Source organism: Enterobacter cloacae complex sp. P43RS, from assembly GCF_014930585.1.
In the GTDB taxonomy this organism is placed as follows: Bacteria; Pseudomonadota; Gammaproteobacteria; order Enterobacterales; family Enterobacteriaceae; genus Enterobacter; species Enterobacter bugandensis.
Genome location: NZ_JADBRJ010000001.1, coordinates 394,287 through 411,075, shown reverse-complemented (window position 1 = coordinate 411,075; position 16,789 = coordinate 394,287). Strand labels below are relative to the sequence as shown.

The window sequence follows — 16,789 nt, the reverse complement described above, 5'->3', positions numbered from 1 at the left end:
TGACCTGCCCGGCAATTCTCGTGCCCCATCGCTTCAGAGGTACGGACCATGTTCGAACTTGATGCATTCCATCTCGCCAGAATTCAGTTCGCTTTTACCGTCTCGTTTCACATTCTTTTCCCGGCGATTACCATCGGTCTTGCCAGCTATCTGGTCGTGCTTGAAGGCATGTGGCTGCGCACCAAAAACGACGTCTGGCGCTCGCTGTACCACTTCTGGCTCAAGATATTTGCCGTTAACTTCGGGATGGGTGTCGTTTCCGGGCTGGTCATGGCGTATCAGTTCGGCACCAACTGGAGCGGGTTCTCCCAGTTCGCAGGCAGTATTACCGGTCCCCTGCTGACCTACGAGGTGTTAACCGCCTTCTTCCTGGAAGCTGGCTTTCTTGGCGTAATGATGTTCGGCTGGAACAAGGTCGGCCCTGGGCTGCACTTCTTTTCAACCTGCATGGTGGCGCTCGGCACGCTGATGTCGACCTTCTGGATCCTCGCCTCAAACAGCTGGATGCACACCCCGCAGGGTTTTACTATCGAGAACGGGCAGGTCATTCCGCAGGACTGGCTGGCGATTATCTTTAACCCCTCCTTCCCTTACCGCCTGATTCATATGGCCATCGCCGCATTTCTGAGCAGCGCGCTGTTTGTCGGCGCGTCGGGCGCATGGCACCTGCTGCGCGGTAACGATACCCCTGCCATACGCACCATGTTCTCCATGGCGATGTGGATGGCGCTGCTGGTTGCCCCCATTCAGGCCGTCGTGGGCGATATGCACGGCCTGAACACGCTTGAGCATCAGCCAGCCAAAATTGCCGCCATAGAGGGGCACTGGGAAAATCCGCCCGGCGAGGCCACGCCGTTGCTGCTGTTTGGCCTGCCCGATATGGACGAGGAGCGCACCAAATACGGTCTTGAAATTCCCGCGCTCGGCAGCCTTATCCTGACGCACAGCCTCGATAAGCAGGTCCCGGCGCTGAAGGACTTCCCGAAAGAGGATCGCCCAAACTCGACCATCGTCTTCTGGTCGTTTCGCATCATGGTCGGAATGGGCCTGCTGATGATTACCCTCGGTCTGGTCAGCCTCTGGCTCCGCTATCGCCACCGGCTCTACGACTCGCGTCCGTTCCAGTGGTTTGCCCTTTGCATGGGGCCCGCGGGTCTGGTGGCGCTGCTCGCCGGCTGGGTGACCACCGAAGTGGGCCGCCAGCCGTGGGTGGTTTACGGTTATCTGCGCACGATTGACGCGGTCTCCCTGCACAGCACCCTGCAGATGAGCATCAGCCTGCTGGCGTTCTTCGTTGTCTACTCGTCGGTGTTTGGCGTGGGCTATGTGTACCTCATCCGGCTGATTAAGAAAGGCCCGCAGCCCGTCGATACGCTGACGTCAAACACGTCGGGCACCCCCGCCCGTCCGCTGTCTGCCGCGGAGTCTGTTCCGGAACAGGAGAGAAACTGATGGGCGTCGATATCTCTGTTATCTGGTTTGCCATCATCGTCTTTGCCACGCTGATGTACATCATTATGGATGGCTTTGATTTGGGCATCGGCCTGCTGTTTAACTTCGTGAGCGATGCGAAAGAGCGCGATGTGATGGTCAACAGCGTAGCGCCCGTATGGGACGGCAACGAGACCTGGCTGGTGCTTGGCGGTGCGGGGCTGTTCGGCGCGTTCCCGCTGGCTTACGCGGTGATCATTGATGCGCTCACTATCCCCCTCACCGCGATGCTGATCGGCCTCATCTTTCGCGGCGTCGCCTTTGAGTTTCGTTTTAAAGCGACGCCTTCGCACCGTAAGTTCTGGGACTACTCCTTCGCCGGTGGCTCTCTGCTCGCCACCTTCAGCCAGGGGATCGTCGTGGGGGCGGTGATCAACGGCTTTGAGGTAGAGGGCAGACGCTTTGTGGGCTCGCCGCTTGACTGGCTGACGCCCTTTAACCTTTTCTGCGGTATCGGCCTGGTGGTCGCCTACACGCTGCTGGGCACCACCTGGCTTATCATGAAAAGTGAAGGCGCCCTGCAACGCCGCATGCGCGAGCTAACCCGCCACGTGCTGCTGGCCCTGATGGTGGTGATCGCGGTTGTCAGCGTCTGGACGCCGCTCGGCTGGCAGTACGTGGCCGACCGTTGGTTTACCCTGCCCAACTTCTTCTGGTTCCTGCCGGTTCCCCTGCTGGTAGGCCTGTTTAGCGTGTTGATCTGGCGGCTGACCCGCAACCCGGCCAGCCACTCGCGCCCCTTCCTGCTGACGCTGGGGCTGATCTTCCTCGGATTTAGCGGCCTGGGTATCAGCCTGTGGCCAAACATTATTCCGCCGCGCATCACCCTGTGGGAAGCCGCGGCGCCCCCCGCCAGCCAGCTGTTTATGCTGGTCGGGACCCTGCTGATAATTCCGGTGATTCTGGTGTACACCGCCTGGAGCTACTACGTCTTCCGGGGCAAGGTTTCGGATACTGAAGGCTATCACTGAGGAACGCTATGACGGACTGGCATACACGGGCCATTATCTACCAGATTGATACCGCGCTTTTTTACGATATGAACGGCGATGGCTGCGGGGACATCGCCGGGATCGCGGCCAAGCTGCGCTATATTCGCCGCATGGGGGCGACGGTTATCTGGATTACCCCGTTTTACCTCACACCCTTTCTCGATGAGGGCTACGACGTCAGCGACCATCTGCAGGTGGACCCCCGCTTCGGAAAACTGGCCGATATCATCGCCTTTATCGAACAGGCCCGGGAGCTGGGCATGCAGGTTATTATTGAGCTGCTGATCCAGCACACCTCGGACGCCCATCCCTGGTTCCAGCAGGCCCGCCGCAGCCCCGCCTCGCCCTATCGCGATTACTATATCTGGTCGGATAACGACAACGACGATACGCCCCCCATGTTTCCCGGCGTGGAAAAGAGCGTCTGGAGCTGGGACGACGAAGCTGGACAGTATTACCGGCACATGTTCTACCGCCACGAGCCGGACCTGAACCTGACCTCGCCCGCCGTGCTTAAGGAGATTGAGAATATTATCCTCTTCTGGCTCAAGCTGGGGGTATCGGGATTTCGACTGGATGCCGCATCACACCTCACGAAGCAGGCGGGCAGCGGTGACGAGAAAAAAGGCCTGTGGATCCTGGAGCACATGCGCCGTCTTATCGAACAGCGTAATCCGGACGCGATCCTGCTCGGCGAAGTGGACGTAGACGTTGAGGTTTATAAAGACTATTTCGGCAATAACGACCGCCTGCATCTGGTGCTCAACTTCTGGCTCAACAAGTATTTCTACGTCAGCCTGGCCAGAAAAAGCGCCCGCCCGCTGCGCAACGCGGTGAAGAAGATGATCGTCCCGCCAGATTCATGCTGTTTTGCCAACTGGCTGCGCAACCATGACGAGCTGGATCTGGAAGGGATTAGCCAGAAAGATAAACAGTTCGTGCTCGACACCTTCGCCCCTGACGAGGAGATGAACGTCTATCAGCGTGGGATCCGCCGACGTCTGGCCCCGATGCTGAATGGCGATCCAAAGCGGCTGGCGTTCTGCCACGCGGTGCTCTTTTCCCTGCCGGGCGTCCCGGTGATGCGCTACGGGGATGAGATCGGCATGGGTGACGACCTTGAACTGGAGGAGCGCTACGCCGTCCGCACCCCAATGCAGTGGGCAGGTTCACAGGGAGGTGGTTTTTCGGCGGCCGATCCTGAAAAATTTATTGCGCCGATAATCGACCACGGACCCTACCGCTATCAAAAAATCAACGTCGCCGATTCGCTGCTCCACCGCAACTCGCTCCTGCACCGGATTATTGATATTGCCAATACCCGCTCGGAGTTCCCCGAAATTGCCGTGGCGCCCTTTCGCCTCATCACCCTCGCTCATGACGCGGTGCTGGGGATCTATTACGAGACCGACGAGCGCAGCATTCTGACCTTCGTAAACTTCAGCGACCAGCCGGTGCAGTTCACCGCCAGAGGGATCCGCAACGCCACCTGGACCGCCTGCCTCGCGGACAAACGCTACGACGACGCGCTGGTTTGCGGCAAAACCGTCGAACTCAGTATTGGCGCCTACGGCTACCGCTGGTTCTGGACGCACCGCAGCGCGCTGCGGTGATTAGCGTTTCCGGCGGGTTATCAGACGCGTCAACATAATCCCCGCCACCGCGAGGGCCCCCAGCGCCACCTTGCCCGGCATACCGGAGGTGACGGACGTAGCGCGGTTCTTCGCTTCGTCGGTAAAACGACCATGGATTTTGTGCAGGTCGTCAATCGGCTGGTCGAGATAGTCCCGCCGATCCGCTGCGTTCAGATCGTCGGTCATCTGGCCTTCCCAGGCTTTTTTTACCATCAGACGGTCAAGGTAGCCCGGAAAGAAGAATTGCCCGACGATGGACTGGATAGTGCTGCTGCCCACCCACAGCTCGCGCACCGGTTTCTGCGCAACCTTAAAGATGGCGCTGGCGGCCACTTCAGGCTCAAAGACCGGCGGCACCGGTCGCATCGCCCAGGCGAACTTATTCCTTGCCCATTCGAACTGCGGCGTATTGAGTCCCGGCATCTGCACCATGGAAAGCTGAACCCGGCTATTCTCGTGCATCAGCTCCGTGCGCACCGCATCGGTGAACCCGCGGATCGCCGCTTTGGCCCCGCAGTAGGCCGACTGCAAAGGGATGGAACGGTAGGCCAGCGCGGACCCCACCTGAATAATCACCCCCCTGTCGCGGGGCACCATCAGCTCCAGCGCGGCGCGGGTGCCGTTAACAAATCCGAGATAGGTAACATCCGTCACGCGACGAAACTCATCCGGCGTCAGGGTACGAAACGGCGCCAGCACGGCCCCCATCGCATTGTTGACCCAGACATCAATCGCCCCGAGGCGATACTCAATCTCGTTAGCCGCATCCACCACCGCCTGGCTGTCGGCGACGTCCGCCTGCACCGCGTGGGCATTAACGCCGAAGCGGCGAAGCTCTTCCTGGGTGGAGTGCAGGCTGGCTTCATCGCGGGCGATAAGCCCCACATCGTAACCTGCCTTTGCAAATTTCAGCGCCGTGGCTTTTCCCACGCCCGCCGTCCCGCCGGTAATCACTATGACCGCCATAGAACCTCCGCGTGAATTTAGCCGTTATTGCCGTCCGACAATGTTGTCACCAGTTCAGCGAGCGAAAATTGCACCGCTTTTTCCACCACATCCTGGCAGTCGCCGGAGAAAAGGACGGTGCGGGTTTTCGTCTCACCGCAGATATTCCAGGCAAAGCAGACCGTTCCCGCCGCCGTACCGTCATCGCCCCCTTCCGGACCCGCGTAGCCGCTGATGGCGATGCTGATATCCGCCTGGGCAATGTCGCGGATGCTGGCGGCCATCTCGGTCACCGTCTGTTCACTGACGGCGGTATAGCGCGCCAGCGTCTCCTGACGCACGCCGAGGATCCGCGATTTGGCTTCATCGCTGAACACAACCAGCCCGACGTCATAAAAATCGGCCGTGTTTTCCTCTGCACACAGTGCCACCGAGAGCTTTCCTCCCGTGCAGGATTCCGCGGTGGTTAAGCGCAGCCCGGCATCGGTTAATTTACTCGCCAGCTTTTTGGTGAGTTCACTCACGGTATAATGACTGTCGTGTAAAAGATTGCTCATCTTGCCGCCTCTTATTTTTCAACAGGAATGATTGAAATATGTCCATTGCGCTCAAGTATGGCATATTTAATTTCGCTAAGTTCTGTAATGCCATTATTTTGACGCGCTGACACCAGAATATCATCACAAGATACGTCGACTTTTTTTAGCTTATCCGCTAATGGAACGCCATTCTCAACCAGAATCACAGGGGTCCCATCAAGAATATTCTCCACCGGGGAAAAATATTTCTTCATCAGGCCAAATATAATGTCAACGACCACCAGTGTGGTAATGGTAATCATTGCACCGGTAACCGAGAAATCCTGCCCCAAAAGCGCCTGTTGCGTCGCCTCACTAATAATTAAGAGGAGGATGAGATCAAAGCTGGTCATCTGCAGCAGCGCCCGTCGCCCTGCCACTTTAAATACCACCACGAGAAACAGATAAATCGCCAGCGCGCGAAAGACCATATCCATATCAGCCTCCTAGGGATAAATAAATTGCCAGAGGTTAATCTCCGGCTCGTTGTTGACGCGGATGACGGTGTTCCATTTACCGGCTCTTGAAGGTGTCGTGAAGTATAAAACAGAGAAGTTGTCTGATTTTTGCAGGTCGTCATAGACCAAATAGAGGGTTTTGCCGTGGCTATACATTTTGTCTGGCTGCGGCCAGACGCTGCCGGGCTCGTACACGTCGCTGCTGTCGGTGGTCAGGCTGAGGGTATAGCTGCCCTCCGTCTTCACCGGGAAGGTGACCTGCATTCTTGACTCCGTCTCCCGCCGGCCGAAGCATTCATAGTTTATGCTCAATGAGTTAGCGGAATTGGTTTTGGCCGTATCGCTCACCACCCCGCTGGAAAACAGACCAGCAACCGCTGCGATGATAATAGCCAGGAGGACCACAAAACCCACCTGGCGAAAAGAATATTCAAACCTCAACAAGCGATAACTCTCATCTATCCCGGGTAACTTTTCATTTTCATGCTTCATAGTCGTTGTCACCGTTTCGCTTATTTCAAGATAGTTTTGATTTCCAAAGAGAATGTTTTTAAGACTTATCACATTTGCCACATAAAGGAATAGCAACAATACTTAATATGTCAAGACACTCAAAAATGAAGGATATCAGATGAAATTATCACTTATTTCCGCTTTTTTGATATTTCTGGTTCCAGCTGCATGGGCAGATAATAACGGCGGGTTACAAAAAGGTGAAGCACCGCCACCGCCCCACGCGCTGGACAGCGGATATCGTGGAACCGACGACGCGCGTATTATGACCATCGATCAGGCAAAACAATTGCACGATGGCGCGACAATTTCATTGCGCGGTAATCTTATTGACGGTAGCGGCGATAAGTTTGTATTCCAGGATAAAACCGGAAAAATCGACGTTATTATTCCCCAGGCAGTCTTCGACGGCAGAACGGTAAAACCCGATCAGATGATCAGTATCAACGGTTCGCTTGATAAAAAATCATCGCCTGCCGTCGTTCGTGTTGATCGTTTGCAGAAATAATTCAGCGAAGCGTTAACGCTGCAACTATCCATCAAATCTCACCCCTTGGCTTAAGGAGTCAGCTATGAGTGATACTACACAACGTACGAACGCTTACCCGAAACCCCCGTTCCCGGAACAGCCGCAAACGCCGCCGGGACTGGCGTCTGAAATGCAGCCTGTACCCGACCACGGTGAAACAAGCTATAAAGGGCATGGCCGCCTTGCCGGCAAAAAAGCGCTGATCACCGGTGGTGACTCCGGGATTGGACGCGCAGTGGCTATCGCCTACGCCCGTGAAGGGGCAGACGTCGCCATCAACTATCTGCCTGAAGAAGAGAAAGATGCCGCCGAGGTCATCGACCTGATCAAAGCGGAAGGCCGCAAGGCCATCGCGCTGCCCGGAGACGTCCGGGACGAGACCTTTTGCCAGAACTTGGTCGAAGAAGCCGTTTCGAAGCTGGGCGGGCTGGATATTCTGGTCAACAACGCAGGCCGTCAGCAATTCCGGGAATCCCTTGAAGAGCTTACCACTGAAGATTTTGACGCGACGTTTAAAACCAACGTTTACGCCCCCTTCTGGATCACCAAGGCCGCCCTGCGCCACCTGAAAGCGTCGTCCGTGATCATTAACACTTCCTCCGTTCAGGCGGTGAAGCCCAGCCCCGTACTGCTGGACTATGCCCAGACGAAGGCCTGTCTGGCGGTGTTTACCAAATCCTTAGCCAAACAGCTGGGTCCGAAAGGCATTCGCGTCAACGCCGTCGCCCCCGGCCCGTACTGGACGGTACTCCAGTCCAGCGGCGGCCAGCCGATGGAGAAAGTGAAGGAGTTCGGGGGTGATACCCCGCTGGGTCGTCCGGGACAGCCCGTCGAGATTGCCCCGCTGTACGTCACGCTGGCCTCGGATGAGTGTTCCTTTACCTCCGGTCAGGTATGGTGCTCTGACGGCGGCGACGGCGTGATCTAAACCGGTTTGCAGTTTATCCCTCCGCAGTGAGCAATAAATGAACAAGGACGTTCATCACCCACCTCGCCTGAAAAACATGTTGTAACTCAAACAGATCAAATGTTAAAAATATTTTGCTATCAAGTTATCAAAATTAAACAACTTAACTTGTCACCCGCATCGCTCTGTTTTTAACATCGCCTATGGAAAAAAATGGTCTGTTCAGTCAGCGCATACGCTTGCGCCATTTGCATACATTTGTGGCCGTCGCTCAACAGGGAACGCTGGGGCGCGCGGCTGAAACTCTTAACCTGAGCCAGCCCGCGCTCTCAAAAACCCTTAACGAGCTGGAACAGCTGACCGGCGCCCGTCTATTTGACCGCGGTCGGCTGGGGGCACAGCTGACTCTGGTGGGCGAACAGTTCCTGACGCACGCCGTGAAGGTTCTTGATGCGCTCAACACCGCAGGCCAGTCCCTGCACCGAAAAGAAGAGCACACCAGCGAGGTGGTGCGCGTCGGCGCCCTGCCAACCGCGGCGCTGGGGATCCTGCCGCCCGTTATTGGACAGTTCCACAAGCAGCAGCGCAATACCACTATTCAGGTTGCCACCATGAATAACACCATGCTGCTCGCGGGGCTGAAATCGGGTGAGCTTGATCTCGGTATCGGTCGAATGTCCGACCCCGAGCTGATGGGCGGTCTCAATTATGAACTGCTGTTCCTGGAATCCCTGAAGCTGGTGGTTCGACCCGATCATCCCCTGCTGCAGGACACGGTGACGTTAAGCCGGGTGATGGAGTGGCCGGTGGTGGTTTGCCCGAAAGGGACCGTCCCGCGCCAGGCCGCCGAAACCTTGCTGCAGATGCAGGGGTGTACGCTACCCTCAGGGTGCATCGAAACGCTTTCGGCTTCTCTTTCGCGCCAGCTTACCCTGGATTATGACTACGTCTGGTTCGTCCCCTCCGGTGCGGTAAAAGATGATTTGCGTCAGGGCACGCTGACCGCCCTGCCGATCGCCTCCCCGGGGGCGGGTGAACCCATCGGTATTTTGACCCGGGTAGATACTCCCCTTTCCACGGGCGCACAAACGCTGCTGAGCGCTATCCGTAAATCTATGCCTGTCTGATTCCCTTCACCCCTCACCCAGTTCCCTCTCCCTGTGGGAGAGGGAACTGGGCTGTGCGTTAATCAAATAATGCGGAATGATCCATTAACAATTGCGTAAAACAAATTAACAGTTTTATCATAACGGCGGATTCACCATTTGGTTCGCGAATCGTTATATAAACAAGAATTCACTCGTTTTAATCATTGCTCTCCCCGCATTTATTATCCAGATGGTACACACCCGGCAATGCGGAGAGATTCAAAGGAGACAGAAATGGCATTTGGCAGCGCGCCGCGCGGGATACCTCGTATTTTGCAGTGGCTCCTTGCCGGACTGATGTTGCTCATCGGTCTGGCGGTCGGCGGGTTGGGCTTCAAGCTCGCCGCCGTAGGCGGAAGTTTTTACTTCGTGATAATGGGCGTGGTGATGGTCATTGCCGCGCTCCTGATTTTCCTCAATCGCAGCAGCGGGATCGTGCTTTACGGCATCGCGTTTATGGCCTCGCTGTTCTGGGCGGTAAGCGATGCGGGCTGGGATTTCTGGCCGCTCTTCTCGCGCCTGTTCACCTTTGCCGTACTGGCCTTCCTCTGCGCCATCGTCTGGCCTTTCCTGCGCGCGGCCAACCACGGCGCAGCGAATAAAGCCCCGGCTTATGGCGTTGCGGCGGTTCTCGCACTGGCGATGCTGGTCAGCCTCGGCTGGATGTTTAAGCCTCAAACCCTCGTGGCGGCGAACGAGCCCGTTCCGGTGAAACCCGTTGCTCCCGGCGAACAGCAGAAAAACTGGGAACACTGGGGCAACACCACCCACGGCGACCGCTTCGCCGCGCTGGACCAGATTAACAAGCAAAACATCAGCGATCTGAAAGTCGCCTGGGTGGCGCACACCGGGGATATTCCGCAGAGCAACGGCTCCGGCGCGGAAGATCAGAACACGCCGCTGCAAATTGGCGACACGCTCTATGTCTGTACCCCGTACAGTAAAGTGCTGGCGCTGGACGTGGATTCCGGGAAAGAAAAATGGCGTTATGATTCGAAAGCCACCGCGCCGAACTGGCAGCGTTGCCGTGGTCTGGGCTACTTTGAAGATCATGCAAACGTGACAGCGTCACAGACCGGGACGTCGCCAGCGGCATGCCCTCGCCGCCTGTTCCTGCCGACCACCGACGCCCGTCTGATTGCCATCAATGCGGATAATGGCAAGCTCTGCGACGACTTTGGCGAGCATGGCACTGTTGACCTGAGCGTTGGCATGGGCGAAATCAAGCCGGGCTATTATCAGCAGACCTCCACGCCGCTGGTGGCCGGAAACGTCGTTGTCGTCGGCGGTCGCGTCGCGGATAACTTCTCCACCGGCGAGCCGCCGGGCGTGGTGCGCGCCTACGACGTTCACACCGGTAAGCTCGCCTGGGCGTGGGATCCGGGTAACCCGAACCTGACCGGCCTGCCGCCGGAAGGCCAGACTTATACCCGCGGTACGCCGAACGTCTGGTCTGCGATGTCTTACGACGCTAAGCTGAACCTGATCTACCTGCCAACCGGCAACGCCACCCCGGACTTCTGGGCGGGCGAGCGTACCGCGCTGGACGATAAATACAGCTCCTCCATCGTCGCCGTCGACGCCGCCACCGGACAGGTACGCTGGCATTTCCAGACCACCCACCACGACCTGTGGGACTTCGACCTGCCTTCCCAGCCGCTGCTGTACGACCTGCCGGACGGCAAAGGCGGCACCACGCCTGTACTGGTGCAGACCAGCAAGCAGGGCATGATCTTTATGCTCAACCGTGAAACCGGCAAGCCGGTGGCGAAGGTGGAGGAACGTCCAGTTCCGGCGGGTAACGTTGAAGGTGAACGCTACTCTCCGACCCAGCCGTACTCCGTGGGCATGCCGATGATTGGCAACCAGACGTTAACCGAGTCCGACATGTGGGGGGCGACGCCTGTCGACCTGCTTCTGTGCCGCATTCAGTTTAAAGAGATGCGTCATCAGGGCGTCTTCACCCCGCCGGGTCTCGACCGTTCCCTGCAGTTCCCCGGCTCGCTCGGCGGGATGAACTGGGGCAGCGTCTCCGTTGACCCGAACAACAGCCTGATGTTCGTCAACGATATGCGTCTGGGGCTGGCAAACTACATGGTGCCGCGCGCGAACGTGGCGAAAAACGCCAGCGGCATTGAGATGGGGATTGTCCCGATGGACGGCACGCCGTTCGGCGCAATGCGCGAACGCTTCCTGTCGCCGCTGGGCATTCCGTGCCAGAAGCCGCCGTTCGGAACCATGTCGGCTGTTGACCTGAAAACCGGCAAGCTGGTGTGGCAGGTACCGGTTGGTACCGTAGAAGATACCGGCCCGCTGGGCATTCGCATGCACATGCCAATCCCAATCGGGATGCCAACGCTGGGCGCGTCGCTATCAACCCAGTCCGGCCTGCTGTTCTTCGCCGGCACCCAGGATTTCTACCTGCGCGCGTTTGATACCGCCACCGGGAAAGAGATCTGGAAGGACCGCCTGCCGGTCGGTAGCCAGTCCGGCCCGATGACCTACGTCTCGCCGAAAACCGGTAAGCAGTACATCGTCATTAACGCCGGGGGCGCTCGCCAGTCGCCGGATCGCGGTGATTACGTTATCGCGTACGCGTTACCCGATAAGCAGTAACGGATAAAAAAAGGGACCGAAAGGTCCCTTTTTTGTCGGCCGGGTAAGCGAAGCGCCACCCGACACGGCCGGCGACTCAGAACGTTTCCCAGTTATCACCGTTATTCGCTACCGCCGGACGTAATGCGGCAGGTTTTACTGCCGCAGAGTTCTGCTGTTGAGTACGCCCCTGAGCCTTGCCGCTCAGACGAAACGCCCCGACCGCCTCGGTCAGACGCGCGCCCTGTTCTTCCAGCGACGCGGCCGCCGCGGAGGCCTCTTCCACCAGCGAGGCGTTCTGCTGGGTCACTTTATCCATCTCCGAAATAGCCTGGCTGACCTGCACGATACCGCGGCTCTGCTCGTCAGACGCGGCGGCAATCTCCAGCATGATGTCGGTGACGCGCTTCACCGCCTCGACGATCTCATTCATGGTATTGCCTGCGGCAACGACCTCACCGGAACCCTGGTCTATCAGCGAGACCGATTCGTTGATCAGGCTTTCGATCTCTTTTGCGGCGTTGGCGCTGCGGCTTGCCAGGGTGCGGACTTCGCTGGCCACCACGGCGAACCCGCGTCCCTGCTCGCCCGCCCGCGCCGCTTCTACCGCCGCGTTAAGCGCCAGGATATTGGTCTGGAAGGCGATGCTATTGATCACCGCGGTAATCTCAGAGATTTTCTTCGAACTGCTTGAGATATTGCCCATAGTTTTCACCACACCGGAGACCATCTGGCCGCCGCGGCTGGCTTTCCCGGAGGCATCTTCCGCCAGCTTGCTGGCATGATGGGCGTTATCGGCGTTCTGCTTCACCGTCGCGGTCAGCTGCTCCATGCTGGCGGCAGTCTGCTCAATCGCCGCGGCCTGCTGCTCGGTTCGTGATGAGAGATCGGTGTTACCGGCAGAGATCTCGCTGGTACCCCGGTAGATCTCCTCCGCTCCCTGACGGACGGTGCCGACCGTTGTTTCAAGGGAGTGCTGCATGGTTTGCAGATCGCGCGTCAGGCGGCCAATTTCGCTCCGGCTCGTCGCATCGTCAGGCATCGTTAAATCGCCTTTCGCGATATTCTCGATGCGGGTGGCGGCACGCTGCAGCGGATTAATGACCGTGCGGCGCAGCACGACGAAGGTCATCGCGGTCAGCACCAGCGCCAGCGCAAACGCGCCCACCATAAACATCAGGCCCAGTTGCGTGCGGCTGTGCGCCTGCGCCGTCAGCGCATTGGCGCGGTCGGTGCGGATCTTAATCGCCTTCAGCAGAACGGCGTTGTAAGCGTCGTCCAGCGGGCGCGCGGTCTCATTTTCGTGGTTGATGATCGCCTCGAACATGCCGTTTTTGGCAAATTTGACCATCGGCTGGAGGCCCGCAATATAGGCGTCGTAGCGTGCCTTCAGGTCTGCATCCAGCGCTTCGTCCGCAGCGCTGCGCACGGAACGATGCATATAGGCGGTAAAGCTATCCTGGGACTGTTTAATGCGCGTTTCCGCCTCACGGATGTTCTGCTTCATGGCCTCCATCTCCGCGATACGGCTTGCCGCGCCGGCGTGGATCATATTGATACGCGCGGTGCGCAGATGGTTTGAGCTGTTCGACAGCCCCATACGCACCTGAATTTCGGACGTAACGTCCTGCTGATCGTTGTCGGCCTGTAGCAGGAAATACCCCGCCAGACCCGAACTCAAGGCAAACAGCAGAATAATGCCACCGAGAATGGAGGAAAACAGCGGAACCAGCCTGATGTGATGCAGGAAGCTCAGCTTGCGCTGCGCCTGCATCGAAGAAGTGTTGTCCATGACCGTCGACTCTCTTATAGGTAAGATGCGCAAAAACACGCCTGTTAGATAGTCATCGGCACGGCAGAGATTTAGATTACGGCTAAAAACGCCGCACTGGTCACACTTTAGAGAAGATTATTAAAGAAATGCCAGCGGCTAAAAACCGCTGGCAGAAGAGTTACTTGTCGCCGAAATGAATGACGGTGCGGATGGATTTTCCTTCGTGCATCAGATCGAACGCCTCGTTGATCTGCTCCAGCGGCAAACGGTGGGTAATGAACGGGTCGAGCTGAATTTTACCGACCATCGCGTCTTCCACCATGCCGGGAAGCTGGGTACGCCCCTTCACGCCGCCAAACGCGGAGCCGCGCCAGACGCGTCCGGTCACCAGCTGGAATGGACGGGTTTTGATCTCCTGTCCTGCCCCGGCCACGCCGATGATGATGCTCTCACCCCAGCCCTTGTGGCAGCATTCCAGCGCAGAACGCATTACGTTGACGTTGCCGATACACTCGAAGCTGAAGTCCACGCCGCCGTCGGTCATCTCAACGATGACGTCCTGAATCGGTTTCTCGTGATCTTTCGGGTTCACGAAATCGGTCGCGCCCATTTCACCCGCCAGCTTGAATTTTTCCGGGTTGGTATCGACCGCGATGATACGCCCGGCCTTCGCCTGCACCGCACCCTGAATCACTGCCAGACCAATGCCGCCGAGACCAAACACCGCCACGGTGTCGCCCTCTTTGACTTTTGCCGTGTTATGCACCGCGCCAATGCCGGTAGTTACGCCGCAGCCCAGCAGGCAGACTTTATCCAGCGGCGCCTGCGGGTTGACCTTCGCCAGCGAGATCTCCGCGCAAACGGTGTATTCACTGAAGGTGCTGGTACCCATGTAGTGATAGATTGGCTCACCGTTGTAGGAGAAACGGGTGGTGCCGTCCGGCATCAGCCCTTTCCCCTGAGTGGCGCGCACGGCCTGGCAGAGGTTAGTTTTACCGGATTTACAGAACTTACACTCTCCGCATTCCGCCGTGTACAGCGGGATAACGTGATCGCCTGGCTTCAGGCTGGTCACGCCCTCGCCCACTTCCACCACAATCCCGCCGCCTTCATGACCCAGCACCGCCGGGAAGACGCCTTCCGGATCGTCACCGGAGAGGGTAAACGCATCGGTATGGCACACGCCGGTATGGGTGATTTTGATCAGCACTTCGCCTTTTTTCGGCGGTGCGACGTCGATGTCGACGATTTTCAGCGGCTGGCCGGGGCCAAATGCAACAGCTGCGCGAGATTTCATCATGTCTTCCCTTTTTGTCAGGTGTGTGGATTTATTTTAGATAAGAGCGCAGCAAATGGCCGACTTCCGCCATGCGTACGGCTCGCTGATCCGGCGTTGTGTCTCCCGTCACCAGCTCGTCTTTGAGATGTATTTCAACCATTTCGCCCATCAGGCCATTGGCAGCCCCGCGCACGGCGGCAATTTGCTGCAGGATGGCCAGACAGGGGTCGCCCGACTCCAGCGCGCGTTCAAGGGCATCAACCTGGCCCCGAATGCGGCGGACGCGGGTAAGAATACGTTTTTTATCTTCGGGTGAGTGCGGCATATGCCCTCCTGATACTATAGGGGGGTATGGTATAGGAGTTATCTTACATATGTAAACTTACTTTTAACATGAAATCTAGATCGCGCTGAGCTTATCCGGCACTCACCCCCCTGCCATCTTGCGCCAGCATTTGCAGCTCCTCCTGAAGCCATCGGGTCGCCCCCCGCTGGCCGCTGCGCTTATGCGAGTAAATTTTCACCTCAAATTTGGGAATAGAGAACGGCAAGGCAAAAATCCTCAGTTCCGCCGCCGCCACCAGCTTCTCGGCGGCGTAACGAGGAATGGCCATCAGCAGGTCGCTTTCCGCAACGATAAATGGCGCGCTCAGCATCGACGGCGTTTTGATCGCAATGTACCGCGTATAGCCCAGTTGCTCGAGCCGCACGTCCAGCACGCCCTGCTTTTCATTCCACGGCGTCACCACCAGGTGTCGGGCAGCGAGATAATCCTCCAGCGTCAGCCGGGTCCGGCGTGCGTTGCTGATAACCACATACTCATCTTCAAACCAGCCGATCTCCTCCAGCTCAGGATGGCGATTGTCCTCCGGGGTGCTGAAACCGAGCGCCAGATCCACTTCACCGGCCAGGAGTTCCGTCAGCGCCGGGCTGTGCGGCAGATAGCGCAATTCGAAACGCAAGCCCGGGGCAGCAGTCTGCAGCTTGTGCATCAGGGCGGGAAAAATACATAGCGCGGTAAAATCCGTAATCCCAATTTGCAAGCTTTCGGTACTGCTGGTGGCGTCAAACTCCGGCTGCGGGGTCAGCTCCTGATTAAGGAACGACAATGCGGAAGCAATAGAAGGCGCAAGCTGAGAGGCGTACACGCTGGGGGACATACGATGCCCTTCCCGAAAAAAGAGCGGATCGTTAAGGGCCGTGCGCAGACGCGACAGCGCATGGCTCAGCGCCGAGGTGCTCATCGCCAGCTCGTCGGCTGCAAGGCGAACAGAACGGTGGCGGTAAATGGCGTCAAAAACGGGCAGCAGGTTTAAATCAAGACGTCTCAGCGCCGGATGCGTAATATTCATCATTTGTTGATTTCATTGCACTTAATTCTTCGGACAATACTCCGTATGCTTAACGCCATCAATCGCGAACCGTGCAAATAACAGGAAAAACAATGAGCATAACCCTTCGTCAGGCCCGTCCCGAAGATGCAGCGGCTATTTACGCCATGATCTATGAGCTGGCGGTATATGAAAAAGCCCCCGAAGAGGTCGTAACCACGCCGGACGAGATCCGGGAAACCCTCTTTGGTGCGGGCAGTAAAACCGAGGCGTTGATCGCTGAGTTTGACGGCAGGATCGCCGGCTATGCCGTGTTCTTCACCAGCTATTCGACCTGGCTTGGACGCAACGGGATTTATATGGAAGACCTGTACATTTCCCCGGACTACCGCGGTAAAGGCGCGGGCAGAGCGCTGCTGAAACATATCGCTCAACTCGCGGTAAAACGGCAATGTGGCCGCCTTGAATGGAGCGTGCTGGACTGGAACCAGCCCGCCATCGATTTTTATCTGAGCATTGGCGCGCTGCCGCAGTCCGAATGGGTGCGCTACCGTCTTGACGGCGAAGCGCTGCTCAAATTTGCCGAATAGCGGCACCGCTCAGCGCGAGGATCCC

The 16,789-nt window shown here is 57.6% G+C and carries 16 protein-coding genes; 8 read left to right on the top strand and 8 right to left on the bottom strand.

Features of this window, described 5'->3' with window-relative positions; translation table 11 throughout:
* Nucleotides 1–48 precede the first annotated feature (48 nt).
* From IM294_RS01925 to IM294_RS01915, 3 genes are read left to right on the top strand one after another with little or no spacing between them, the layout of a single operon-like run.
* Complete coding sequence (locus IM294_RS01925) at nucleotides 49–1,452, top strand: cytochrome ubiquinol oxidase subunit I (protein WP_126345569.1); 1,404 nt, start codon at nucleotides 49–51, stop codon at nucleotides 1,450–1,452.
* Complete coding sequence (gene cydB, locus IM294_RS01920; protein WP_126818048.1) at nucleotides 1,452–2,462, top strand: cytochrome d ubiquinol oxidase subunit II; 1,011 nt, start codon at nucleotides 1,452–1,454, stop codon at nucleotides 2,460–2,462. Before IM294_RS01925 ends, cydB begins: the two co-directional genes overlap by 1 nt.
* An 8-nt stretch (nucleotides 2,463–2,470) precedes the next feature.
* Nucleotides 2,471–4,096, top strand: a complete 1,626-nt coding sequence (locus IM294_RS01915; RefSeq protein ID WP_193360294.1) for an alpha-amylase family protein — start codon at nucleotides 2,471–2,473, stop codon at nucleotides 4,094–4,096.
* Here the strand turns inward: IM294_RS01915 and IM294_RS01910 are convergent, their stop codons facing one another.
* The 4 genes from IM294_RS01910 to IM294_RS01895 are packed head-to-tail and all read right to left on the bottom strand — an operon-like array spanning nucleotide 4,097 to nucleotide 6,590.
* Nucleotides 4,097–5,083, bottom strand: coding sequence for an SDR family oxidoreductase (locus tag IM294_RS01910; protein WP_028013102.1), 987 nt, complete (start codon nucleotides 5,081–5,083; stop codon nucleotides 4,097–4,099).
* 17 nt (nucleotides 5,084–5,100) lie between these two features.
* The gene (locus tag IM294_RS01905; RefSeq protein ID WP_047368522.1) at nucleotides 5,101–5,619 is read right to left on the bottom strand and encodes a 2-oxo-tetronate isomerase; all 519 of its coding nucleotides are present in this window, start codon (nucleotides 5,617–5,619) and stop codon (nucleotides 5,101–5,103) included.
* An 11-nt stretch (nucleotides 5,620–5,630) separates the two neighbouring features.
* Nucleotides 5,631–6,077: a DUF421 domain-containing protein gene (locus IM294_RS01900; protein WP_028013100.1), complete on the bottom strand. Its 447-nt coding sequence runs from the start codon at nucleotides 6,075–6,077 to the stop codon at nucleotides 5,631–5,633.
* 9 nt (nucleotides 6,078–6,086) lie between these two features.
* Nucleotides 6,087–6,590, bottom strand: a complete 504-nt coding sequence (locus IM294_RS01895; protein WP_126818046.1) for a hypothetical protein — start codon at nucleotides 6,588–6,590, stop codon at nucleotides 6,087–6,089.
* 139 nt (nucleotides 6,591–6,729) lie between these two features.
* Between IM294_RS01895 and IM294_RS01890 the strand changes: the two genes are divergently transcribed.
* The 4 genes from IM294_RS01890 to IM294_RS01875 all read left to right on the top strand — a co-directional run bounded on the left by IM294_RS01890 (nucleotide 6,730) and on the right by IM294_RS01875 (nucleotide 11,811).
* On the top strand, nucleotides 6,730–7,119 hold the full coding sequence (locus tag IM294_RS01890; protein ID WP_008502282.1) for a YdeI family stress tolerance OB fold protein: 390 nt from the start codon (nucleotides 6,730–6,732) through the stop codon (nucleotides 7,117–7,119).
* 64 nt (nucleotides 7,120–7,183) lie between these two features.
* Nucleotides 7,184–8,068, top strand: coding sequence for an SDR family oxidoreductase (locus tag IM294_RS01885; protein WP_028013098.1), 885 nt, complete (start codon nucleotides 7,184–7,186; stop codon nucleotides 8,066–8,068).
* Nucleotides 8,069–8,250: 182 nt separating this feature from the next.
* Entirely contained in the window at nucleotides 8,251–9,174 is a 924-nt protein-coding gene (locus IM294_RS01880; RefSeq protein WP_041910066.1) for a LysR substrate-binding domain-containing protein, read from the top strand.
* Between the two features lie 255 nt (nucleotides 9,175–9,429).
* Complete coding sequence (locus tag IM294_RS01875) at nucleotides 9,430–11,811, top strand: glucose/quinate/shikimate family membrane-bound PQQ-dependent dehydrogenase (protein ID WP_126818045.1); 2,382 nt, start codon at nucleotides 9,430–9,432, stop codon at nucleotides 11,809–11,811.
* 76 nt (nucleotides 11,812–11,887) lie between these two features.
* Here IM294_RS01875 and IM294_RS01870 read toward each other — a convergent pair whose 3' ends face one another.
* The 4 genes from IM294_RS01870 to IM294_RS01855 form a co-directional block, all read right to left on the bottom strand.
* Nucleotides 11,888–13,582, bottom strand: coding sequence for a methyl-accepting chemotaxis protein (locus tag IM294_RS01870; RefSeq protein WP_126818044.1), 1,695 nt, complete (start codon nucleotides 13,580–13,582; stop codon nucleotides 11,888–11,890).
* 160 nt (nucleotides 13,583–13,742) lie between these two features.
* Nucleotides 13,743–14,861, bottom strand: a complete 1,119-nt coding sequence (locus IM294_RS01865; protein WP_041910069.1) for an S-(hydroxymethyl)glutathione dehydrogenase/class III alcohol dehydrogenase — start codon at nucleotides 14,859–14,861, stop codon at nucleotides 13,743–13,745.
* Between the two features lie 31 nt (nucleotides 14,862–14,892).
* Nucleotides 14,893–15,168 (bottom strand): metal/formaldehyde-sensitive transcriptional repressor, encoded by a 276-nt coding sequence (locus IM294_RS01860; protein WP_028013093.1) that lies wholly within the window; start codon nucleotides 15,166–15,168, stop codon nucleotides 14,893–14,895.
* A 91-nt stretch (nucleotides 15,169–15,259) separates the two neighbouring features.
* A complete protein-coding gene (locus IM294_RS01855; RefSeq protein ID WP_126818043.1) occupies nucleotides 15,260–16,198 on the bottom strand; it encodes a LysR family transcriptional regulator in 939 nt (312 codons plus the stop codon).
* 89 nt (nucleotides 16,199–16,287) lie between these two features.
* On the opposite strand from IM294_RS01855, the gene IM294_RS01850 reads away from it, so the two are divergent.
* Complete coding sequence (locus IM294_RS01850) at nucleotides 16,288–16,764, top strand: GNAT family N-acetyltransferase (protein WP_045260478.1); 477 nt, start codon at nucleotides 16,288–16,290, stop codon at nucleotides 16,762–16,764.
* Nucleotides 16,765–16,789: the final 25 nt, after the last annotated feature.